21 protein-coding genes are annotated in these 21,713 nt (G+C 67.2%); 11 read left to right on the top strand and 10 right to left on the bottom strand.

Going from position 1 to position 21,713, the window contains the following annotated elements:
- Nucleotides 1-15: 15 nt before the first annotated feature.
- Together ACKY0W_RS07375 and ACKY0W_RS07370 are read right to left on the bottom strand one after the other, a co-directional pair.
- Nucleotides 16-483 carry a DUF5130 domain-containing protein gene (locus ACKY0W_RS07375; protein WP_409437015.1) on the bottom strand — a complete coding sequence of 156 codons (468 nt, stop codon included), beginning with the start codon at nt 481-483 and terminating at the stop codon, nt 16-18.
- On the bottom strand, nt 470-652 hold the full coding sequence (locus ACKY0W_RS07370; protein WP_409437682.1) for a hypothetical protein: 183 nt from the start codon (nt 650-652) through the stop codon (nt 470-472). The genes ACKY0W_RS07375 and ACKY0W_RS07370 overlap by 14 nt, the downstream gene beginning before the upstream one ends.
- A gap of 357 nt (nt 653-1,009) precedes the next feature.
- On the opposite strand from ACKY0W_RS07370, the gene ACKY0W_RS07365 reads away from it, so the two are divergent.
- Genes ACKY0W_RS07365 through ACKY0W_RS07350 form a run of 4 tightly spaced genes read left to right on the top strand, consistent with a single transcriptional unit; the run spans nt 1,010 to nt 3,736 of the window.
- A complete protein-coding gene (locus ACKY0W_RS07365; RefSeq protein ID WP_409437014.1) occupies nt 1,010-1,918 on the top strand; it encodes an MOSC N-terminal beta barrel domain-containing protein in 909 nt (302 codons plus the stop codon).
- 16 nt (nt 1,919-1,934) lie between these two features.
- A complete protein-coding gene (locus tag ACKY0W_RS07360; RefSeq protein ID WP_409437013.1) occupies nt 1,935-2,351 on the top strand; it encodes a RidA family protein in 417 nt (138 codons plus the stop codon).
- Nucleotides 2,352-2,353: 2 nt separating this feature from the next.
- Nucleotides 2,354-3,277 (top strand): carbon-nitrogen hydrolase family protein, encoded by a 924-nt coding sequence (locus ACKY0W_RS07355; protein WP_409437012.1) that lies wholly within the window; start codon nt 2,354-2,356, stop codon nt 3,275-3,277.
- A gap of 33 nt (nt 3,278-3,310) precedes the next feature.
- Nucleotides 3,311-3,736, top strand: coding sequence for a hypothetical protein (locus ACKY0W_RS07350; protein WP_409437681.1), 426 nt, complete (start codon nt 3,311-3,313; stop codon nt 3,734-3,736).
- Between the two features lie 2 nt (nt 3,737-3,738).
- Here ACKY0W_RS07350 and ACKY0W_RS07345 read toward each other — a convergent pair whose 3' ends face one another.
- Nucleotides 3,739-4,380 (bottom strand): HNH endonuclease, encoded by a 642-nt coding sequence (locus ACKY0W_RS07345; protein WP_406758483.1) that lies wholly within the window; start codon nt 4,378-4,380, stop codon nt 3,739-3,741.
- Nucleotides 4,381-4,515: 135 nt separating this feature from the next.
- Here ACKY0W_RS07345 and ACKY0W_RS07340 point away from each other — a divergent pair, with 135 nt between their 5' ends.
- Nucleotides 4,516-4,914: a globin gene (locus tag ACKY0W_RS07340; protein ID WP_409437011.1), complete on the top strand. Its 399-nt coding sequence runs from the start codon at nt 4,516-4,518 to the stop codon at nt 4,912-4,914.
- Complete coding sequence (locus tag ACKY0W_RS07335; protein WP_409437010.1) at nt 4,914-6,491, top strand: alpha-amylase family glycosyl hydrolase; 1,578 nt, start codon at nt 4,914-4,916, stop codon at nt 6,489-6,491. The genes ACKY0W_RS07340 and ACKY0W_RS07335 overlap by 1 nt, the downstream gene beginning before the upstream one ends.
- Nucleotides 6,492-6,504: 13 nt before the next feature.
- Here the strand turns inward: ACKY0W_RS07335 and ACKY0W_RS07330 are convergent, their stop codons facing one another.
- Nucleotides 6,505-7,347 carry an alpha/beta fold hydrolase gene (locus ACKY0W_RS07330; protein WP_409437009.1) on the bottom strand — a complete coding sequence of 281 codons (843 nt, stop codon included), beginning with the start codon at nt 7,345-7,347 and terminating at the stop codon, nt 6,505-6,507.
- Nucleotides 7,348-7,459: 112 nt separating this feature from the next.
- On the opposite strand from ACKY0W_RS07330, the gene ACKY0W_RS07325 reads away from it, so the two are divergent.
- Complete coding sequence (locus ACKY0W_RS07325; protein WP_409437680.1) at nt 7,460-8,011, top strand: helix-turn-helix domain-containing protein; 552 nt, start codon at nt 7,460-7,462, stop codon at nt 8,009-8,011.
- Nucleotides 8,012-8,029: 18 nt separating this feature from the next.
- Here the strand turns inward: ACKY0W_RS07325 and ACKY0W_RS07320 are convergent, their stop codons facing one another.
- The 5 genes from ACKY0W_RS07320 to ACKY0W_RS07300 form a co-directional block, all read right to left on the bottom strand.
- Nucleotides 8,030-8,437: an acyl-CoA thioesterase gene (locus ACKY0W_RS07320; protein WP_406758630.1), complete on the bottom strand. Its 408-nt coding sequence runs from the start codon at nt 8,435-8,437 to the stop codon at nt 8,030-8,032.
- 29 nt (nt 8,438-8,466) lie between these two features.
- On the bottom strand, nt 8,467-13,332 hold the full coding sequence (locus ACKY0W_RS07315; protein WP_409437008.1) for an NAD-glutamate dehydrogenase: 4,866 nt from the start codon (nt 13,330-13,332) through the stop codon (nt 8,467-8,469).
- A gap of 53 nt (nt 13,333-13,385) precedes the next feature.
- Complete coding sequence (gene ettA / locus ACKY0W_RS07310; protein ID WP_409437007.1) at nt 13,386-15,059, bottom strand: energy-dependent translational throttle protein EttA; 1,674 nt, start codon at nt 15,057-15,059, stop codon at nt 13,386-13,388.
- Nucleotides 15,060-15,139: 80 nt separating this feature from the next.
- Complete coding sequence (locus tag ACKY0W_RS07305) at nt 15,140-15,622, bottom strand: single-stranded DNA-binding protein (RefSeq protein ID WP_409437006.1); 483 nt, start codon at nt 15,620-15,622, stop codon at nt 15,140-15,142.
- A 152-nt stretch (nt 15,623-15,774) separates the two neighbouring features.
- Nucleotides 15,775-16,569: an LppX_LprAFG lipoprotein gene (locus ACKY0W_RS07300; RefSeq protein ID WP_409437005.1), complete on the bottom strand. Its 795-nt coding sequence runs from the start codon at nt 16,567-16,569 to the stop codon at nt 15,775-15,777.
- A gap of 180 nt (nt 16,570-16,749) precedes the next feature.
- Between ACKY0W_RS07300 and ACKY0W_RS07295 the strand changes: the two genes are divergently transcribed.
- The 3 genes from ACKY0W_RS07295 to ACKY0W_RS07285 all read left to right on the top strand — a co-directional run bounded on the left by ACKY0W_RS07295 (nt 16,750) and on the right by ACKY0W_RS07285 (nt 20,212).
- On the top strand, nt 16,750-18,096 hold the full coding sequence (locus tag ACKY0W_RS07295) for an MFS transporter (protein ID WP_409437679.1): 1,347 nt from the start codon (nt 16,750-16,752) through the stop codon (nt 18,094-18,096).
- A gap of 95 nt (nt 18,097-18,191) precedes the next feature.
- Nucleotides 18,192-19,475, top strand: coding sequence for an NADH:flavin oxidoreductase/NADH oxidase family protein (locus tag ACKY0W_RS07290; RefSeq protein WP_409437004.1), 1,284 nt, complete (start codon nt 18,192-18,194; stop codon nt 19,473-19,475).
- Complete coding sequence (locus ACKY0W_RS07285) at nt 19,472-20,212, top strand: nitroreductase family protein (protein ID WP_409437003.1); 741 nt, start codon at nt 19,472-19,474, stop codon at nt 20,210-20,212. Before ACKY0W_RS07290 ends, ACKY0W_RS07285 begins: the two co-directional genes overlap by 4 nt.
- Here ACKY0W_RS07285 and ACKY0W_RS07280 read toward each other — a convergent pair.
- Nucleotides 20,174-21,004 (bottom strand): SDR family NAD(P)-dependent oxidoreductase, encoded by an 831-nt coding sequence (locus ACKY0W_RS07280; RefSeq protein WP_409437002.1) that lies wholly within the window; start codon nt 21,002-21,004, stop codon nt 20,174-20,176. The genes ACKY0W_RS07285 and ACKY0W_RS07280 overlap by 39 nt on opposite strands.
- Before the next feature lie 114 nt (nt 21,005-21,118).
- Here ACKY0W_RS07280 and ACKY0W_RS07275 point away from each other — a divergent pair, with 114 nt between their 5' ends.
- The gene (locus ACKY0W_RS07275; protein ID WP_409437001.1) at nt 21,119-21,697 is read left to right on the top strand and encodes a TetR/AcrR family transcriptional regulator; all 579 of its coding nucleotides are present in this window, start codon (nt 21,119-21,121) and stop codon (nt 21,695-21,697) included.
- Nucleotides 21,698-21,713 lie beyond the last annotated feature (16 nt).

The following is a 21,713-nucleotide window of genomic DNA, read 5'->3' as shown; positions in this document are numbered from 1 at the left end:
CAGTAACAGCAGCCGCTAGGCCGGGGTGACGCCGGCGCTGATCACCTGGACCGCGCTGACCAGACCGTCGATCAAGTTGCCGTCGCGGAAAGCGGCAGCTGCCGCGGCCACACCCTGCGGTGCCGCTGCCGGGGCAATGCGGTCGGCCACGCCGGCGCCGTAGACCACCTCGATCGCCTTCTGGTCCGGCGAGACCGCGATCAGCACGGCGTCGTTCGGAGTGGGCACCTTCGCCAAAATCTCGCGGGCCCGCGCGGCGGTGTCAGCACCCAGGTCGCCGATGTAGGTGGCGAACCGGGCGTGGGTGGCACGCGAAGCGTAGGTCAGAGCGTCATCGAGGGCCACCAGTTCCTTGACCGGGAACGGGTAGTGCGTCGACGCCTCGCCGGGTTCGGTAACCCCGGAGACCCGACCGCTGTTGGTGACCACAAAGCCGTAGGGCAGGTCCGCCGGATCGATCGTTACGACTTCACCAGTTGCCACTGGTTCCACCCCCCACGCTGAACTCGGAATGGCCGTGGCCGTGTCCGCCAATGGCCTCGTCGGTCGCCGACCACAGGATCGGCGGGTGTGTCCACCGATCGGACATCTGGTAGGTGGCCGCGCGCGGCCCCTTCTGCGACAGGGTCCGGGCGGCCAGCAGTGCGAACATTGCCGCCGGGATGCCAATGAAGATGCCGAGGGTTTCCAACACGCTCACGCCGTAGACGGTATCCCACCGCTGATCGGGCGGTGCGGGAACCCGGGCCGATGGGGGCGCCGCCGCGGGGTGAGCGACCGAGCATCGACGCGACGGGGCTGCCTTGCGCCTGCTGAACGGCCATCGATTATGGTGACGCCATACCTTCGCACTGGCAGTCAGCGTGAGGAAGGGCTGCCCCGGCAGTCATGGGAGGCCCACGGGCCTCGGAGATAGCACCATCACCCGTTGCTGCCGTGCGGCAACGCCTTCTTCCTTCGCGAGGCAGGCGCGCCGTCGGGCAGCAGGGGTCCTGCCAGTGGGAGTCCCATGAACGACGAATTGCGCGCCGACAGCGTGGTCGGCCGCATCAAGACCATCTTCCGCTTCCCCATCAAATCGGTCGGCGGCCGAAGCATCACCCACACCTACATCGACACGCACGGCGGTCTGGGCGATCACCGGTACGCCTTCATCGATGTCGAGACCGGCAATCTGTGCAACGCGAAGAATCCGCGCAAGTACGGCAGCATGTTGGCTTGTCGGGCCTACTACCTCGACGAACCACGGCCCGGACAGCCCTTGCCCACCCTGGAAGTCGTCTTCCCGGACGGCAGAGCTCACCGCAACGTCGGCACCGAACTCGACGACGCCATGTCGCGCTACCTGGGCCGCACGGTACGCCTTGCCGCGGCGGTGCCCAGCGACGCGAAGACCGAGTTGGTCTGGGATGCGGCGACCGGTCTGCCCAAGGAGGGCGTCTACAGCCACACCACCACGAACTCCGACGGCGACGAGGTCTTGACCTACGGACCGCTGCAAGCCAATAGGTTCTTCGACCTGACACCGCTGCACTTCATCACCACCTCGACGCTCAACCATTTTCAGCGGCTGGAGCCCGGCGCGAGATTCAACCCTCGCCGCTACCGGCCGACGATGGTCATCGACACCCCAGCGCCCGGCCTCGTCGAAGACGCCTGGGTGGGCGGACGGCTCAGCATCGGTGCGGCGGTCTCTGCCAGCGTCGACTTATGCACGCCGCGTTGTGTGATGTCCACGCTCGCGCACGGCAAGGACGTGCCGCTGGACCGGGCGACCCTGCGAACCATCGCCAAACACAACAGCAAGGTCATCGGAGACTTCGGGCGGCTGGCATGCGCCGGGGTCTACGCCACCGTGACGGCGACGGGACCGGTTCGGCTGGGCGACCCCGTCCGATTCGAGTCGAAAACCAACTAGGCAAGGAGGACACACCATGATTCAGCGGCTCACCCCCGACGTCGGCTACCTGCCGCCGGCAATGTTCGACGCGTTGGGACTCTCGCAACTGGTGATCACCGGAGGACTGGTGCACTGGTCGGGAATCGTTGCGGCACAGGCCGGCCCGGAGGGAATCAGCATTCCGGCGGCCGATGTCACCGGCCAGCTCACCTTCATCCTGGACAAGTTGGATGCCATGCTTGCCTCCGTCGGCTCCGATCGGACGCAGATCGTGAGCATGACCATCTACAGCACCGCGATCGACGACCTATCGGCCGCGCTGGCGCGCGTTTATGCACCATGGGTGGGAGAACACCGACCGGCTCTCACCTCGATCGGAGTCGCACGCCTGTCCCTGCCCCAGGCGTTGCTCGAGGTCCAGGGCTGTGCCGTCGTTCCGGAAAGGCGATGACCATGGTTCTTGCTGCAGCTGTCCAACTGGAGGCGGTACTCGGCGACATTCCGGCCAACCTTGCCGCCTGTGAACGGCTGGCCGACGAGGCGGGCCGCGCCGGCGCCAGGATCATCGCCCTGCCGGAGTTCTTCACCACCGGTATCGGATTCGAACCGGCGCTGGCGGCGGCGGCGTTACCGCCCGGTGGTGCGGCCACCGAGCTGCTCACCACGCTGGCTCGCCGGCACCGAGCGCTGGTGGGTGGGTCCTTTCTGTGCCGCGATACCGACGGCCACGTCCGCAACGCCTATCTGCTCGCGGGTCCCGACGGTGTAGTGGGGCGCCACGACAAGGATCTGCCGACCATGTGGGAGAACGCGTTCTACACCGACGGGGACGACGACGGCGTGCTGGAGGCGGGCGAACACACGGTCGGGGCGGCGGTGTGCTGGGAGTTGATGCGCACCCAGACGGTGCGCCGACTGCACGGCCGGGTGGACCTGGTGATGACCGGCTCGGGCTGGTGGTCGATTCCACGCTGGTCGCCGCACGTCCTGTTCGACCGCCTCGAACGCAACAACGCCGGCACCGCGCGCCAGGCTGCGGCGTCGTTTGCCCAGTATGTCGGCGCTCCGGTGGTGCACGCCGCCCACGCAGGTGCGTTGACCTGCGCGATGCCGTGGCTGCCCCTGCGGTACCGCGGCCACTTCGAAGGTGCCACGCTGATCGCCACCGCGGACGGCACCGTCATCGCGGAACGGCGCGCCGATCAAGGCGAAGGGATCGTGCTCGCCGAGATCACGCCCGGCCGGCAGCCGGCTCGACTCGCGCCGCCGGCCGGCTTCTGGCTGCATCGCCGCGGGACGCTGCCCACCGCGGTGTGGCACTACCAACGCTGGCATGGGCGGCGCTGGTACCGGCACAACGTCGCACAGAACGTCTGAGGAGGCACCATCGTGGATTGGACCGGCGGAGCACTGGGCACCGACACGCTGATAACGCTGCTGGCAGCGGGCTTGACCTTCCTGCTCGCCCTGGGACTGGGCATCTGGAAGTACCGACAGATGGTCACGCGGCCGGAGCGCCTCGCCCATCCCTACGTCGACATCGCACACCGTGCCGCGCTGCTGTATGCCTTCGCCACACTGCTGTTGGCGGTCTTCGTCGAGCTCAGCGTCTGGCCGACCTGGGTGAATCTGACGGCAGCCATGGTGGTCGTGTTCTATTTCCTGGCCGCCATCGTCAGCTACATCGTGCACGGCGCCTTACAGGACACCACCAACCAGTTCGAGCACCCGTCTGCGGGAATGCATGTGTCGATGGTGCTGCTCATCGTCGGCGAGATGGGCGGGTTTGGCGTGCTGCTGGCCGGCTTCATCGCCGGTTGGCTCGGCCGAGGCTAGCGTCAGGCAGCGCCTTCACCGAGGTAGCGCATCCACACCGGGTCGAGATCGTGGATCACCGCCAGCAGCCGCCAATGCTGGCCCTTGGGCGAGGTGGGCACCAATCGCAGCGTCCAGCCGATCTCGGCCAGCAACCGGTCCGCCTTGCGGTGATTGCAGGTCGAACAGGCGGCCACACAGTTCTCCCAGGAGTGGTCGCCGCCGCGGCTGCGCGGCACCACGTGATCGACGGTGTCGGCTTTGCCGCCGCAGTAGGCGCAGCTGTGCTGGTCGCGGTGCATCAGCGCAGCCCGAGTCAACGGGATCCGGGCCCGGTAGGGCACCCGCACGTAGTTCCGCAGCCGGATCACCGACGGCACCGGCACCGAGCGGGTCGCCGAGTGGATGACCGGGCCGGCCGGATCGTCGTGCACGATGTCGGCCTTACCGCAGATCAGCATTACCACCGCACGCCGCAGCGGAAGCGCCGTCAACGGCTCGAAGGTGGAGTTCAGCAGCAATACCCGTCGGCGGGTCCAGATCGATGCGGCTTCATTGTTGGTCGCGGCATTCGAAGTGGCGACCGAATGCAGGCATGGGGCGGCGGCAAGCCCGCTCAGGCTCGCCGGTGGGGCACCGGGGGTGCGGTGGCCCCGACGTTTCATATCCGGTCTTGCAGCCGGTTTAGATGTCGCACCATTGACCTCCGCCGAACAGTTCACCATGATTCGGCGCTGGTCGCACGCCTATTTCCTGTGTGTTCACCGGCAGGCATCGACGATGCCCCACAATGGGGGGCGATGCAGCCGATAGAAGAACCCTCGTTTTATGACGCCGTCGGCGGTGCGGAGACCTTCCACGCCATCGTGTCGCGGTTTTATCAACTGGTCGCCCAGGATCCGATCCTGCGCCCGATGTACCCCGCCGACGACATGGACGGCGCCGAGGAACGCCTTCGGATGTTCCTCGAGCAGTACTGGGGCGGACCGCGCACCTACACCGAACTTCGCGGGCACCCACGGTTGCGGATGCGCCACATCCCCTACCGGATCGGACCCATACAGCGCGACGCCTGGCTGCGCTGCATGGTGGCGGCCATCAACGAGATCGACAGCGACACCCTCGACGATGCACACCGCGGCGAACTGCTGCAGTACCTGCATTCGGCGGCCGACTTCCTGGTCAACGCGCCGATCTGATGGCCATCCGCGACCGCCCCGGTCACACCCCGTGGTGGGCAGACAGTGTGTTCTACCAGGTGTATCCCCGCTCGTTCGCCGACAGCAACTCCGACGGGGTCGGCGACCTGGACGGGGTGACCGCACACCTGGACTACTTGGCGTGGCTGGGGGTCGAGGCGCTGTGGCTCAACCCGGTGATGGTGTCGCCGATGGCCGACCACGGCTACGACGTGGCGAACCCGCGTGACATCGATCCGCTCTTCGGCGACCTCGCGGCTCTGGATCGGCTGGTGGCCGCCGCACACGAGCGGGGAATCAAGCTGACCATGGACCTGGTGCCCAACCACACCAGTTCGGCGCACCCGTGGTTCGTCGAGGCACTGGCCGCCAGGCCGGGCAGTGCCGCGCGCGACCGCTACTTCTTCCGTGACGGCCGCGGACCCGACGGCGGGCTGCCGCCCAACAATTGGGTGTCGGTCTTCGGCGGCCCGGCCTGGACGCGGGTCACCGAGCCGGACGGCCCGGGCCAGTGGTATCTGCATCTGTTCGATGTGTCACAGCCGGATCTGAACTGGGACAACCCGGAGGTCTTCGCCGACTTCGAGCGGACCCTGCGGTTCTGGCTGGACCGTGGAGTGGACGGCTTCCGCATCGATGTCTCCCACGGCATGGCCAAGCCTGCCGGCCTGCCGGACATGCCGGTCACCGATGTGAAGCTGCTGGCCCACCAGGACGACGACCCGCGATTCAACCGGCCCGGCGTCCACCCGATTCACCGGGCGATTCGCCGGGTATTCGACGACTACCCGGACGCGGTGAGCGTCGGTGAGATCTGGGTACACGACAACCATCAGTTCGCCGAGTACCTACGGCCCGACGAACTGCACCTGGCCTTCAACTTCCGACTGTTGCAAGCCGACTTCGATGCGACTCAGATCCGCAGTGCGATCGACAATTCGCTGGCCGCGGTGGCGTTGGTGGGCGCCAGCGCCACCTGGGCGCTGGAGAATCACGACGTCGAGCGGGCGGTCACCCGCTACGGTGGCGGGGCCTTGGGCCTGGACCGGGCGCGGGCCATGGCCCTGGTCTTGTTGGCGTTGCCGGGCGCGGTGTTCATCTATAACGGCCAGGAGCTGGGCCTGCCCAACGTCGAACTGCCCGATTCGGCTCTGCAGGACCCGGTGTGGGAGCGCTCCGGGCACACCGAACGCGGCCGCGACGGCTGCCGGGTGCCCCTGCCCTGGTCCGGCGATGCGCCGGCATTCGGATTCTCCGACAACCCCGACACCTGGTTGCCGATGCCGCCGGACTGGGCACAGCTGACGGTCGACAGGCAACGCAGCGACCGCAGCTCGACGCTCTCGCTGTACCGGCAGGCTCTCGAAATTCGTAGGAGCCGAAACGAACTCGCGGGATCGCAGATCGATTGGCTGGACGCACCGCCGGGACTGCTGGTCTTTCGGCGCGCTGGACTGGTGTGTGTGCTCAACGCCGGGAACAGCCCGGCGGACCTGCCGGAGGGCCGGTTGATTCTGTCCAGCACCCCAGTTGCCGAGGGACTCTTGCCGCCCAACGCCGCCGCGTGGTTGGTCTGATCGGGAAGTCAGGTCACCGCCGAGCGGTTGCGGCGCCGGCGAATTCGGCGACCAGATCTGCCAGCCGGCCCGGCTGATCGATCATCGAGTAGGTGCGCGCGCCGTCGATGAGTTCGAAGCGGGAGTTGGTCAGCGTATCTGCGAGACGCCTACCGTCCTCGACGGGAAAGAACAGATCGTCGGCTGACCAGGCGACCAGAGCCGGCTTGGCGAACGCGTGAAGTCGCGCCCCCGCATCCAGGGAGGTCTGCTGGTCGAGCGACTTGGTGAGCAGGCGGAGGTCCTCGGCGACGCCGGCATCCCGCAGCGCGGGCCTGACCCACTCACGCACCAGGTCATGGATATCGCGGTGCGCCAACTTCCCGTAGGCGTAATGACGAACCGCGCGCATCCGCATCGGTTGTAGCGCAACACGGAAGGTGATGGCGGTCTTCGCAGCCACAATGAACGGATTGATGATGGGCGGCGGGAAATGCTCGAAGGCATCGCAGCTGGTCAGCACCAGCGCCCCGAGCCGGTCCGGGTGGTTGACCGCGACCAATTGGCTGACCAGGCCGCCGGTGTCGTTGCCGACCAACACCACGTCCTCGAGGCCGAGCGCGCCCATGAACGCGTCGACCATGGCGGCGATCCCCGGCAGCGTTCTGTCCGCGCCGGTGCGCAACGCCGCCGGATGCGCGCCCAGCGACCAATTCGGAGCGATGCAGCGCAGACCTCGCGCTGCCAGGCGGGAGCTCAGCGGCCCCCACAGCGAGGCGCCCATGGCGTAGCCGTGGACGAACAGCACCGGGCGACCGTCCTGCGGGCCGGCGGTGTCGTAGTGGATGGTTCCGGCGTCAATGTCAACGGTGGGCATTGGAAGCTCCTAACATAGTTACGTGCAACCTGCCGATAACTTACCGACAGCCTGTACGGAAATCAAGCGTCGGACGCAAGCCGAGCGTTCCGCCGCCACCCGTGCTGCCCTGATGAGCGCGGCCCGCAAACTGTGGGGCGCGCGCGGCTACGCGGCGGTGGGGACCCCCGAGATCGCCGAGTCCGCCGGCGTGACCCGGGGCGCGATGTACCACCAATTCCCGGACAAGGCAGCGCTTTTCCTGGCCGTCGTGGAATCCGTGGAAGCCGACGTGATGGCGCGACTCGGGGAGGCGGTGGCCGCCTCCGCGGCAACCACCCCGGCCGCCGCGTTACGGGCAGCGGCGGAAAACTGGCTGGTGGTCGCCAACGATCCGGAGGTGCGCCAACTCCTCCTGCTCGATGCCCCCACCGTGCTGGGTTGGGACGGTTTTCGCGACGTGGCCCAGCGCTACAGCCTGGGCATGACCGAGCAGTTGCTCAGCGAAGCGATGAAGGCCGGGCAACTCCCCCACCAGCCGGTCCGTGCGCTGGCCCACGTTCTGATCGGCGCGCTCGACGAAGCGGCCATGGTGATCGCGACGGCCGACGATCCCGAGCAGGCGCGTGCCGACGTGAGCATCGTCATTCAACGACTGCTCGATGCCATGCTCATCGAGGGCTGACGGAAGGCATCAGCGCGCTCAGCGGATGAATTTCTCCAGGTAAGCGCGATGGTCCGCGGACAGTCGCACCAGCTTCTGCTCATCGATGCTGAAGGTGGCCAACTGCGTCTCGGCGATCACCGCCGGGCGGGAATCCGGGGCGGCGTGCACCGAGCGCACCTCGTAGCCGATGGTGAAGTCCACCGTGCGCAGCCGCGACACCCACATCGTCACCTGCAGCGGTGAGTCCGTCAGCCGCAGCTGCCCCTTGTAGGTGACTTTGACCTCGGCGATCAGCAGACCGACGCTGGTGATGTCGACCGCGAACGCCGGCGACAGGAAGGGCACCCGCGCCTCTTCGAGCATCGTCACCATGGTCGCGTGGTTCACGTGCTGATACATGTCGATGTCCGACCAGCGCACCGGGACCGCTGCCACAAAGCCCACCGGTGCCCCGGCGGATTCGCCTGCCGGAGTCACGACGCCGCGCCTCGCGTCATGCTGCGGATCTGGCGCGCCGCCACCGACAGGGTGGCCAGATCCCGCTGGTCGGATTCGTAGATCTGGGTCAGCGTGCGCCGCGCCCGCTCCACGCGTGAGGCGTTGGTCGATTCCCATTCGGTGATTTTCTGCATCCCGTCCTCGTCCGGTTCCCCGACCGCCAGCACATCCAGGCATAGCGACCGCACCGAATTGTAGATGTCGTCGCGGATCGCCAACCGCGCCAAGGCATGCCAGCGGTCGTCGCGTGGCAGCTGGGCGACCGCGGTCAGCAGCCCGTCGGTACCGAGCCGATCCATCAGTGCGAAGTAGGTGTCCGCAACCTCGTCGGCATCGCGTTCGGTGATGTCGGCGACGTCGATGATGTCGAGCAGGCTGTAGCGGTACAGGCCCAGGGCGACGTCGGAAGCCAGGGCCCGGGGCACGCCCTGCGCCTCGAACTCGCCGATGTGCTTGGCGACGATGTCGGCGTCGTCGCCGCGCAGCCATTCCGACATCCGCGGTGACAGCGCGGCGACCTGCTCGGCGAACCGATTGATCTCGGCGCCCACCGCCAGTGGTTGCGGGCGGTAGTTCAGCAGCCAACGGCCGGCCCGGTCGATGAGCCGCCGCAGGTCCAGCGTCATCCGGTCGGTCACCGCCACCGGCAGGCCGTCCTGTTCACCGGCGGCACGGATTCGCCGCCACAGATCGCCCACCCCGAAGATGGCGTCGGTCGCAACGTAGGCCCGCACCGCGTCGATCAGTTCCACGCCCGCGTCCTCGGTGATCCGGAAGGCGTAGGTGATGCCCGCGGTGTCCACCACATCGTTGATCAGCATCGTGGTGACGATTTCGCGGCGCAGTTGATGCTGGCGAATCTCGGGGCCGAAGCGCTCTTGCAATACGCGCGGGAAGTACTGCGGGAGGCGGGCGGCGAACACGTCCTGCTCCGGCAGGTCGGTGGCCAGCACCGCCGCCTTCAGCGTCAACTTGACGTGCGCCATCAGGGTGGCCAGCTCCGGCGACGCCAGCCCCAGCCCGGCTTCGGCACGTCGGGCGATCTCCTTCTCCGAGGGCAGCGCCTCCAGTTCACGGTTGAGGCCGCGGTCGGCCACCAGGTGGCGGATCTGATCGGCGTGCACCGGCAGCAGGCTCGCGGCGTTGGCCCGGCTGGTGCCCATCAGATCGTTCTGGGCGGTGTTGTCGGCGAGTACCAGCGCGCTGACCTCGTCGGTCATCGACGCCAGCAGCTCCGGCCGGTCGGTGGCGTCGACCTTGCCGACGGTGACCAGGGCGTCGATCAGGATCTTGATGTTGACCTCGTGGTCGGAGCAGTCGACTCCGGCGGAGTTGTCCAGGGCGTCGGTGTTGATGCGCCCGCCGGCCAGGTCGAACTCGACGCGACCCAGTGGCGTGACGCCCAGGTTCCCGCCTTCGCCGATCACCTTGGCGCGCACCTGGTTTCCATTGACCCGGACCTGGTCGTTGGCGCGGTCGCCCACATCGGCGTCGGATTCGGACTCGGCCTTGACGTAGGTGCCGATGCCGCCGTTGAACAGCAGGTCGACGGGGGCCCGCAGGATCGCCCTGATCAGCACCGGCGGCGTGAGCTCAGTGACGTCCTCGTCGAGGCCCAGCACGGCGGCGACCTGCGGGCTGACCGGAACGGATTTCAGGTCCCGCGGGTAGACGCCACCACCGGCGCTGATCAGCGATTTGTCGTAGTCGTCCCAACTGGATCGGGGCAGATCGAACATCCGCTGACGCTCGGCGAAGGACCGGGCGGGATCGGGGTCGGGATCGAGGAAGATGTGCCGATGGTCGAAGGCGGCCATCAACCGGATGTGTTCGCTGCGCAGCATGCCGTTGCCGAACACGTCACCACTCATGTCCCCGACCCCGACGACGGCGAAATCCTGTGTCTGGGTATCGATTCCCATCTCCCGGAAATGCCGCTTGACCGACTCCCAGGCACCCTTGGCGGTGATGCCCATCTCCTTGTGGTCGTAGCCGACCGACCCGCCGGACGCGAACGCGTCGCCCAGCCAATAGCCATAGGACTTCGCCACGCCGTTGGCGATGTCGGAGAAGCTGGCGGTGCCCTTGTCGGCGGCCACCACCAGATAGGCGTCGTCGCCGTCCCGGCGCACGACCTGCAGCGGCGCGCTGACCGCACCGGTGGCGTGGTCGACGTTGTCGGTGACGTCGAGCAGCCCGGAGATGAACAGCGTGTAGCAGGCGATCCCCTCGTCGCGGGCCGCCTCTCGGTCGGCTATCGGGTTGCCGGTGGGCGTCGGTGGGTGTTTGACCACGAACCCGCCCTTGGCTCCCGTTGGGACGATGACGGCGTTCTTGACCTCTTGGGCCTTGACCAGTCCGAGGATCTCGGTTCGGTAGTCCTCGCGGCGGTCCGACCAGCGCAGCCCGCCGCGCGATACGAAGCCGAATCGCAGGTGCACGCCCTCGACCCGGGGTGAGTAGACGAAGATCTCGAACTTCGGCCGGGGCAGCGGCAACTCGTCGATCAGGCCGGCATCCAGCTTGAGCGCCAGCACGTTACGTGCGCGAGCCGAATCAGCACGGGTGACAAAGTAATTGGTACGTAGAGTGGCTTGAATCAGGGAGGCGAACGCCCGCAGCACCCGGTCGGTGTCCAGGCTCACCACCGCGTCGATGCCCGCCGCGACGTCAGCGGCTGCCGCCTGCGCGTCACGGCTGCGCTGTGTGCGCGACGGGTCGAACAGCGCCTCGAACAGCGCCACCAGGGCCCGCGCGATGCTCGGATAGTCGTTGAGCACCGAGGCGATGTGGTTCTCGCTGTAGGGGAACCGGGCCTGACGCAGGTATTTGGCGTAGCCGCGCAGCACCACCACCTGCTGCCAGTTCAGTCCGGCGCGCAGCACCAGCTCGTTGAATCGGTCGGGCTCGACGCGGCCCTCCCAGATCGCGGTGACGCCGTCGGCGAACCGCTGCTGCGCGTCGTCGCGCTCGGCTCCGCTGGCCGGGATCTCGATGGTGGGGTGCGCGGACACCTTGAACTTGTAGATCCACACCTGCAGGCCGTCCGACCGGGTGACGGTGAACGGCCGCTCTTCGAGCACTGCCACTCCCATGCACTGCAGCATCGGCAGCAGGTGGCTCAGCGACGCGCCGTGCCCACCGAGGAACCAGGCCAACTGACTTCCGTCGGCCGCGCCGTAGTCGGAGAACACCAATTTGACCGAGTCGGCGGTGAGCCGCTCGATGATCGCGATGTCGCCGACCGCCTCTGCCGGAGGGACGGCCTGCTTGTAGATCTCGTCGAATGCGACGGCATAGTGTTCGGCCACCTCGGCGTCGATGGAGTCCTGCGCCGCCGTCTCGAGCAGCCGGTCCCCCCAGGTGCGGGTGGCCTCGGCAAGCAGCGCCTGGATCCGCACCCGGTTGGCCTCGCCGGTGTCGGCCGAACGGGCGTCGGGATCGTCGGACATCCGGACCATGAAATGCAGCAGCGCCCAGGGCGCTTCGCTGACCCGGGCACTGTATTCCAGCCCTACCCCACCGAACTCGTGGATCAGGATGTCCTCCATGTGCAACCGCACCGGGGTGGTGTAACGGTCGCGTGGCAAGTACACCAGGCAGGACACGAAGCGCCCGGTCCGGTCGCCGCGCAGGAACAGCAGGGTTCCGCGCCGCGCACCCAGATCGGACACCGCCATCGCCATGTTCAACAACTGCTCGGCATCGATCGCGAAAAGCTCTGAGCGCGGGACGGTTTGGATGATGTCGAGCAGCAGCTGCCCGGGGTGGCCGGGCTCCTTCTCCGCCAGCGCCAGGGCGTGACGGACGGTGTGTGAGATGACCGGGATCTCAAACACGTCGGCGTTCATGGCGCCGGCGGTGAACAGCCCGACGAAGCGGTGCGCAACGATGCTGTCGCCGGTGTCCTCCCGGATCACCACCACATAGGTGTGCGAGCTGAATCGCATGTAGCTGGGCACGGTGGCCTGCGCCAGGGTCAGCAGATTGTTGCCGGTGAGCCGGGGCCGCAAGGACTTACGCAGGCGCAGCACACCCAGCCGGGCGGCGTCTTCGATGTGAACCTGCCCGTCGCGCACCACCCCGCTCTGGTAACCCAGCAGCACGAAGTGCCCGTCGGCCAGCCACTGCAGCAGCGCGGCCACATCATGGCGGTCCGGCGCGGTGTAGTGGCCTTGTGCATTGGCCTCAACATCGGCGGCGAGCTCGTTGAGGGCGTCACGCATCGCGGTGGAGTCGAGGGCGACCTGGCGGACGTCGGCCATCACATCGGGTAGCAGGCATTCGGTCTCGGCAAGGGTGCTGCGGTTGACCGTCGGTGCGAGCTGGACATGAATCCAGGCCTCGGCCCCCGCGGAGCCGTCCGCGGATCTCGGCTCCACGTTCGAGTATTTCGGTTCCACCGAGCGTAGTTCCCCGGCCGCATCGCGCTGCACGGTGAACACCGGCGACATGATCCCGACGTAGGCCACCCCGAGCCGGTGCAGCAGCACCGCAACCGAGTCCATCAGCATGCCGCCGTGCTCGGTGACCACCTGCAGCGCCGGCCCGAAACCAGCCGGGTCGTCGGCGGCATACACCGCAACCCGGGTCTCACCGGCGAGCCGATGCTGCGCCAGCCGGGCATGCGCGGCCGGCAGCGCCGGAGTCACGACGGCGGTGGCGGCGGCCCGGCTGGCCGGATCGGCACCGCCCGACGGTTCGTCGCTGACCAACGAGTCGCTGTGCGAGCCACGATAGGTCTCGATGTAAGCGGTCGAGACCCAGGCAGGAATACCTTGCGGCTCAGAGGGATCGGGAAATGTTGTCCACGCGGTCGTTTCTTTGGTGGACTTTGTCATCCCACCCCTCCTGACTGTGTGTCAGCTCCGGCAGCGCCGCTACCGGGCCAACATTAGTCGCGGGTGAGCCTGCGGTGGGTCACTCGATGCGGACGCGCCGCTTCGGCACCGAGTCGTTGCACCTTGTTCTCCTCGTAGGCACCGAAGTTGCCCTCGAACCAGAACCACTTCGCCTCGTTGTCGTCGTCGCCCTCCCACGCCAGGATGTGGGTGCAGGTGCGGTCCAGGAACCAGCGGTCGTGGCTGATGACCACGGCGCAGCCCGGGAACTGTTCGAGGGCGTTCTCCAGCGAACCGAGGGTTTCGACATCGAGGTCGTTGGTCGGCTCGTCCAGCAAGATCAGGTTGCCGCCCTGCTTGAGCGTCAACGCCAGATTCAGCCGGTTGCGCTCACCACCGGAGAGTACGCCCGCGGGCTTCTGCTGATCGGGGCCTTTGAACCCGAACGCCGAGACGTAGGCCCGCGACGGGATCTCGGTCTGCCCGACCTCGATGTAGTCCAAGCCGTCGGAGACCACTTCCCAAACCGTCTTCTTCGGGTCGATGCCGGCACGATTCTGGTCGACGTAGCTCAACTTGACCGTCTCGCCGACCTTGACCGTGCCGCTGTCCGGCTCTTCCAGACCGACGATCGTCTTGAACAGGGTCGTCTTGCCGACACCGTTGGGGCCGATCACACCGACGATGCCGTTGCGCGGCAGCGTGAACGACAGGTCCTTGATCAGCTGGCGGGAGTCGAAGCCCTTGTCCAGGTGTTCCACCTCGACGACGGTGTTGCCCAGTCGCGGGCCGACCGGGATCTGGATCTCCTCGAAGTCCAGTTTGCGGGTCTTCTCCGCCTCGGCAACCATCTCGTCGTAACGCTGCAGACGGGCCTTGTTCTTGGCTTGGCGGGCCTTGGCACCCGAACGCACCCAGGCGAGTTCGTCCTTGAGCCGCTTCTGCAGCTTCTGGTCCTTCTTGCCCTGCACCTCGAGGCGCTCGGCCTTCTTCTCCAAATAGGTGGAGTAGTTGCCTTCGTAGGGGTAGGCGCGGCCCCGGTCGAGTTCGAGGATCCACTCGGCCACATTGTCGAGGAAGTAGCGGTCGTGGGTGACCGCCAGGATCGCGCCCGGGTAGGAGGCCAGGTGCTGCTCGAGCCACAGCACACTCTCGGCGTCCAGGTGGTTGGTCGGCTCGTCGAGGAGCAGCAGGTCGGGCTTGCTCAGCAGCAGCTTGCACAGCGCCACCCGCCGGCGCTCGCCACCGGAGAGGTGGGTGACGGGCTCGTCGGCCGGCGGGCAGCGCAGCGCGTCCATCGCCTGTTCGAGCTGCGAGTCGATGTCCCAGGCATCGGCGGAGTCAAGCTCTTCCTGGAGCTTGCCCATCTCTTCCATCAGCTCGTCGGTGTAGTCGGTGGCCATCAGCTCGGCGACCTCGTTGTACCGATTGAGCTTGGCCTTGATCGGCACGCCCTCTTCGACGTTCTCCCGGACGGTCTTCGTTTCATCCAGATGCGGCTCCTGCAGCAGGATGCCGACCGAGGCGCCCGGCGCCAAGAACGCGTCGCCGTTGTTCGCCTTGTCCAGCCCGGCCATGATCCGCAGGACGCTGGACTTACCAGCACCGTTGGGACCGACGACACCGATCTTGGCGCCGGGCAGGAAGTTCAGCGTGACGTCGTCGAGGATGACTTTGTCGCCGTGTGCTTTGCGCACCTTCTTCATCGTGTAGATGAACTCAGCCATGCCGGGGTGTCGCCTCCTGGTCTCGCGAATTTGCTCGCCAACCATCCTAGGGGGTCGTCCGGCAGCGCTGTCGGCTGCTGTCAGGACGTCAGAGCCATCCCAGCCATTCCAGCCATCTCGTCGCCGGCGTCGGATTCGCCGTCCGCGCAGTCCGGGCCATCGGCGTCGTCGCTACCGGCAGCGACCGGCGGATTGTCCGGTCCGGCGGCGATGATCTTCTCCACCCGGGCCGCGCACCGCGCCAGATCGGGGCCGACCGCGGTCGCGCGCAACTCCACCGACGACCGGCGGACCCCGTCCTTGTCCTCATACTCGCTGGTGAAGACGTGCCCGACCACGATCACCGGCAGCCCCTTGCTCAGTGACGCCCCGACCCCGGTGACCAACCTGTCCCAGCAGTTGACCGTCACGAACAGGGAGTTACCGCTCTCCCAGCTGCCGTCCGCAGCGCGCCTGCGCGAATTGCTGGCGACCCGGAACTTGATCAACTCGTGCTCGCCCACCCGGCGGCGGAGCGGTTCCGAAGCGATGTTGCCGATCACGGTCAGCGTTGTCTCGAACATGGGGTGTTTCCTTCCTGGTTGCGGCGGGCCTGACGGGCTCGCCGGTGCTGCACCCATTGGGCCGGGCGGGCCCGACAACGAATCCGGGCCGGCCGTCGCGCGCAACGGCAACTGGGGAAGAACAGCGGATTGGGGATAACCCCGCCGGGCACTTAGGTGCGCGGCTTGCCGACAGTCACCGGCGCATTCCAATTCGAGAAGGTGATCGTCACGGACGCGTCGTCGCCGGAGGCCAGCTTCAGCGCGACCAGGTGGTGATCGCCGGTCTCCTCGATCCAGACCGTGCACGCGGTCCGTTTGGTGGCCTGCAGTTGCGGCACGATCTTCTTCGCCCCGTCGGCCGACACCTCGCCGCTGATCCGCACGGTGTGCACGTCATCGATGGTCTCGCGTCCCTCGACCTCGGGATCGACGAAATCGGTCAGCAGGCCGGCCAGTCCGGTGTCAGGGCTCAGGATGCTCGCCGCGTCATAGAAATTCGAGGCGGGGCCATAGTCGACCCAGCGGCCGCGATCCTGCGACACGTAGAAGTCACCACCGAACACGATGAACGCGACATAGGCCGGTGCGCCCCGGTAGGCGATCTTGGCGTAGCCCTTTGCCGCGGGGCCAGGCTGCTCGGTCACGTCCCCGTCGAGCGCCGTGACCGGCATGTTCTCCATGCTGCCAGTCACTGCCAGCGATAGGTGCACGTTGTCGAGCTCGGCGGTGGTGGCGCTGGACTCCTTCAAGATCGCCGCGGCGTCCGGCAGGGGCTCGGTGGACTTCTTGGCCGACGTGGGCGACGGCGATGTCGTGGATGCCGGCGCCGACGAGGTTGGCGGCGTCGTCGCAGCAACAGTTGACGACGCAGCCGCCGGAACTTTAGGCGAGGGGGTGGCTGAACAGCCGGCGACCAGGGCAGCGGCGGCGCTCACAACGGACAGGACGGCTGGGAGCCTGCGCATGCCCGCCATCGTAGAGGGCACTAGGCCAATCGGGGCAGGTCCCGCCATGACAACGAGAAGAGGGCGGCCGGTTGGTATACGTTGCTTGCGGTGGATACCAACGGCCGGTCCGGCAGCGGTGAACACACGAGCCGCACGACATGGGCGCGCGACGACATCCGGGTCTCGGATCCGGAGGCGATGCAACGCTCGATCGCGGGCACGGCCGTCGGCAACTTCATGGAGTGGTACGACTTCGGGATCTATGGCTTCCTGGCCACCACGATCGCGCAGGTGTTCTACCCCAGTGACAGTTCCAGCGCGGTGGGCCTGATCGCCACCTTCGGCACGCTGGCGGCGGCGTTCGCAGTGCGGCCTTTCGGCGGCATCGTCTTCGGCGCGCTCGGTGACCGCATCGGCCGTAAACGGGTCCTGGTCATGACCGTCACCCTGATGGCGGTCGGTACCACCATCACGGGGCTGCTGCCGTCGTACGAGAAGATCGGCGTCTGGGCTCCGATTCTGCTGATCGTCACCAAGATCATGCAGGGGTTCTCCACCGGCGGCGAATACGTCGGCGCCATGACCTACGTCAGCGAACATGCCCCAGACCGCAGTCGCGGCGCGCTGACCGGGTATCTACCGCTGGGCACACTCGGCGGCTACATCACGGGCGCCGCGGTGGTGACCCTGCTCAAAACCCAACTGCCGGTTTCAGACATGCTGCACTGGGGTTGGCGGGTCCCTTTCCTACTCGGCGTGCCGCTGGCCATAGTGACGCTGTTCATGCGGCTGCGCATCGATGAATCACCGGCCTTTGCAGAGCTCGAGCAGCTCAACGAGAAGCCCGACACCAACCACAGCAGCGGGTGGCGGCAGTTCAAGGAGACCGTCACCGGCCAGCGCAACGGTCTGCTGATCTGCATGGGGCTGGTGTTGGCCGAGAACGTCACCAACTACATGCTCACCGGGTATCTGCCGACGTACTTCAAACAGGTCGGTCGCATCAGCGGCAGCCGCGGATTGACGATGATCGTGGTGGCACTGGTGTTCATGCTTGTCGCCGTGTTGCCGCTGGCCAAATTGTCCGACCGCATCGGTCGCAAACCGATTCTGTGGACCGGCAGCGCCCTCCTGATCGTGGGGTCGGTTCCCGCCTTCCTGTTGATCCGCCAGGGCGGTAACTACCCGCTGCGGCTGCTCGGTGTGCTACTCATCGGTGTCATGCTGCTGTGCTTCTACAGCACCACGCCGTCCACACTGCCCGCGCTGTTCCCCACCAGGGTGCGCTATTTCGCGGTTGCGATCGGATTCAACATCTCGGTCTCGGTGTTCGGAGGCACCACTCCCCTGGTCGCCGAGACCCTGGTGTCGGGAACCGGCAACGTGATGCTGCCGGCCTACCTCCTGATGGGTGCGGGCGTCATCGGCGCGATCACCGTGTGGTTCACCCCGGAGACGGCCGGCAAGCGCCTGCCCGGGTCGGGTCCGTCGGTGGCAACCGAGCAGGAGGCCCAGGCGATCGCCGAGGCGGGGCTGCACGAATAGGCCGGCACTGGCCCGAGGATCGATGTTGACGGCGCTTACTTCGCCCCCTATCCTGACGTAAGCACTGTTAACATTACCCACCTCCGGAGTGTGCGATGCCCGCCACCATCTTTACGCCCTTGCGCCTAGCCAACGGCTCCGTCATCGAAAACCGCCTGGTCAAGGCCGCCATGGAAGAGAACATGGCGGTCGCCGGCCAACTGCCCGACGAGGCGATCTTCCGGCTCTACCGGCGGTGGAGCCAGGGCGGTGCCGGGCTGATCATCACCGGCAATGTGATGGTGCACGCCGAGGCGCTGACCGGACCGGCCGGCGTCGTGCTCGACGCACAAGCGCCGCTGGAGCCGTTCCGGCAGTGGGCGGTCGCGGCCAAGAGCGGCGGCTCGCGGGTGTGGATGCAGATCAACCACCCCGGCCGGCAGGTGATGGCCAATATGCCCGGTGTCGCATGGGGCCCCTCGGCTATCCGCGTGGATATCGGCCGCAACAGCAAGCGGCTGGCCCAGCCCGTCGCGATGACCGCCGAGCAGATCAGCGCCACCGTGACACGCTTCGCCGAGACCGCTCGACGCGCAGAGCAGGCCGGGTTCGACGGAGTCGAGATCCATGCCGCCCACGGCTACCTGCTCTCGCAGTTCCTCTCGCCCCTGTCGAACCAGCGCACCGATCAGTGGGGCGGAACTTTGCCGAACCGAGCGCGCCTGCTGCTCGACATCGTTCGCGCGATCAGGTCGTCGGTGTCCCCTGCGTTCACGGTGGCGGTCAAGCTCAACTCGGCCGACTTTCAGCGTGGCGGCTTCGACGCCGACGACGCCGCGACGGTGATCGGGCTGCTGGCGCCGCTGGGGGTGGAGGTGGTCGAACTCTCCGGCGGCAGCTACGAAAGCCCCGCCATGACCGGTCAGGCCGCCGACGAGCGGACGCGGGCCCGCGAGGCGTATTTCCTCACCCTCGCCGAGGAACTGGCCCAGTCCAGCCCGCTGCCACTGATGCTGACCGGCGGCATCGTCCGCCGATCGGTGGCCGACGAAGTCCTCGCCGGCGGTATCGACCTGGTCGGTATGGGAACCGCGCTGGCCGTGGACCCCGATCTGCCCAACAAATGGCGCGCGGGCGCCGACGCCGCGGTCGAACTCAAACCGGTCCGCTTCAAGGACAAGGCGATCGCCTCGGCGGTAGCTCTGGCCCGAGTCCGCTACCAGCTGCGCCGCTTAGGAAAGGGCAGGCGGGCCCGCCCCGGCGTCCATCCGCTCACTGCATACGCCCTCGAAGCCGTACCGGGGCGCCGCACGCTTCGCCGCTACCGCAGCTGGCTGCAGGCACGCACCGCCACCGGCCCCGATCTGGAACACGCCGAATCGCTGGTCGTGCAGCCATGACCCCCGTCGACTCGTCCCCCGGCCCCTTCGTAGCCCCTGCTGCCGCCGAGGCACTCGCGGGATTGAACATGCCGCTCGCCGAGGCGATGCGCTCGCAGCGGGCGATCCGCCGGCTGCACTTCGACCCTGTCGACGAGGAGCTACTGCGCGAAGTGCTTGCGCTCGCGCTCAAGGCTCCCACCAGTTCGAACAGCCAGGACTGGGCATTTGTCGTGGTCAACGACCCCGGGCAGAAGCGCCGCCTGGTGCGCAGCTACCAACGGGCGTTCAGGCTGTTCGGCTGGTTTGCCCGGCGCGCTGCCACCGATGAGCCGACGCGGCGCCAGTTGTGGGTGTCCGAATGGCAGCGTGAGCATTACCACGAACTGCCCACCCTGGTAGTGGCCTGCTACCGGCGTACCCTCAAGCACCAGCCGGTCGGGTGGCCGCAGATCAGGGTTTCGTCGTTCTACGGTTCGGTCTATCCCGCGGTGCAGAACCTGCTGCTGGCATGCCGAGCCGTGGGCTTGGGCGCCTCATTGCAGACGCTGCCGTTGTGGTTGGTCCGCAGTACGCGCCGCGTGCTGGAGCTGCCGCCCGAGATGGTGCCGGTGTGCATCATCCCGATCGGCTGGGCTCGCGGACGGTACGGCCCGACCCAGCGTCCGCCGATCGAGGAAGTGGTGCACGTCGATCGATTCGGCCACCAGCCGTGGCGATCAGCCCAGCCCGACGAGATCGGCGGAGACACTCCATAGCCCGTCGATGAGCTTGGGGTCGTGGGCTTGCCGATTCTCGCGGCCGTTGGCGCGGTGGCGGTCGAAGTAGACGCCGTTGATCTCGGGGTCGGCGCCGCGGTTGGCCAGTTCGATCAACGGCGTGGCGCCCTGGGCCGGGGTGATGGTCGCGAGGTGGCGCAGCGGGGTGCGGTAGAGCAGGCCCACAAACCACGAGTCTCGACCGAAGCTGGTCGCGACCGGACCGGGATGCACTGCGGCCGAGACTATCCCGTCGCCAGCCCAACGCTGGGCGATGCCGCGGGTGAACAAGATGTTCATCAGCTTGCTGGTCCCGTAGGCCCGCGTCTCAAAGGCACGCCGGCGCCGATAGTCCAGGTCATCGAGGTCGACGTGCCCGAACCGGTTGCCGACGCTGGAGGTGTTCAGCACCAGCGCGCCACCGGCGGCGGCCAGCCGATCGCGCAGCAGGTTGGTCAGCAGGAAGGGCGCGAGGTGGTTGATCCCGAAGTTGGGTTCATGCCCCTGGGCGGTACGCAGACCCGGGGCGAACGTTCCGCCCGCGTTGTTCAGCAGGACATCGATGGCGCCGACCTGTTCGCGGATCTGTTCGGCCAGTGCGCGAACCTGGTCCAGATCGGCGAAATCAGCGGTCAATGCGGTGGCGCCGGCGTCGGCGGCGACCGGCGCCAATTTCTGGGCCGAGCGGCCTACGACAACGAGGTTGACCTCCGGCCCAGCCAAGGCGCGCGCTGCGACGGCGCCGATGCCGTCACTGGCGCCGGTGATCACGATCGTTCGGGGTGAGGTCACTGCAAGGTCTCCTTCGATTCGTCACCGCAAGCCGCCAATGTTAGCGGCGCTTACAGACGCATGCTGCTAACATTAGGAGCTCATGTAAGCGGCGTCAACACGGGGTAGCCACAGATGTCAGCGTCCACCAAGACCTACCACCACGGCGACCTGCCCGGAACCCTGCTACGCGCGGCTATGGATCTCCTTGAGGAAAACGGCGCCACGGAGTTGTCGCTGCGTGCCGCCGCTCGCCGCGCCGGCGTATCGACCGCGGCGCCCTACCGCCATTTCGCCGACCGGAACGCGCTGCTGTCGGCGATCGCCGCGGTGGGCTACCGCGAACTGGCCACCGACCTGGTCGCCGCGCATCCCGCACCGAAGACGGCGAACGACCTCGCTGCGATTGCCATCGCCTACGTCCAGTTCGCGCTCGACCGGCCCGGACTGTTCCGGGTGATGTTCACCGAGCAGTGCGACCCCAGCAACGCCGAGCGGGTGGATGCAGTCACCGCGATCCAGGAGTATCTGAACTCCATTGTGCGGCAGGTGTTTCCGTCAGCTGAGTCAGAGGCGATGGCCATCGCCGTGTGGGGATTGGTGCACGGCCTGGCGTTCCTGCACCTCGACGGCAAGCTCGACACCTCGTCGGCAGAGGTCGTTGCCGACCAGGTGCGCGCGGCGGTGCGCGCCGCAGCCGGTCAGAGCGGCTAGGCGGGTCGTCGCGCTG

The organism is Mycobacterium sp. SMC-14 (assembly GCF_046250075.1).
GTDB lineage: Bacteria > Actinomycetota > Actinomycetes > Mycobacteriales > Mycobacteriaceae > Mycobacterium.
This window is presented reverse-complemented; position numbering and strand designations above follow the sequence as displayed.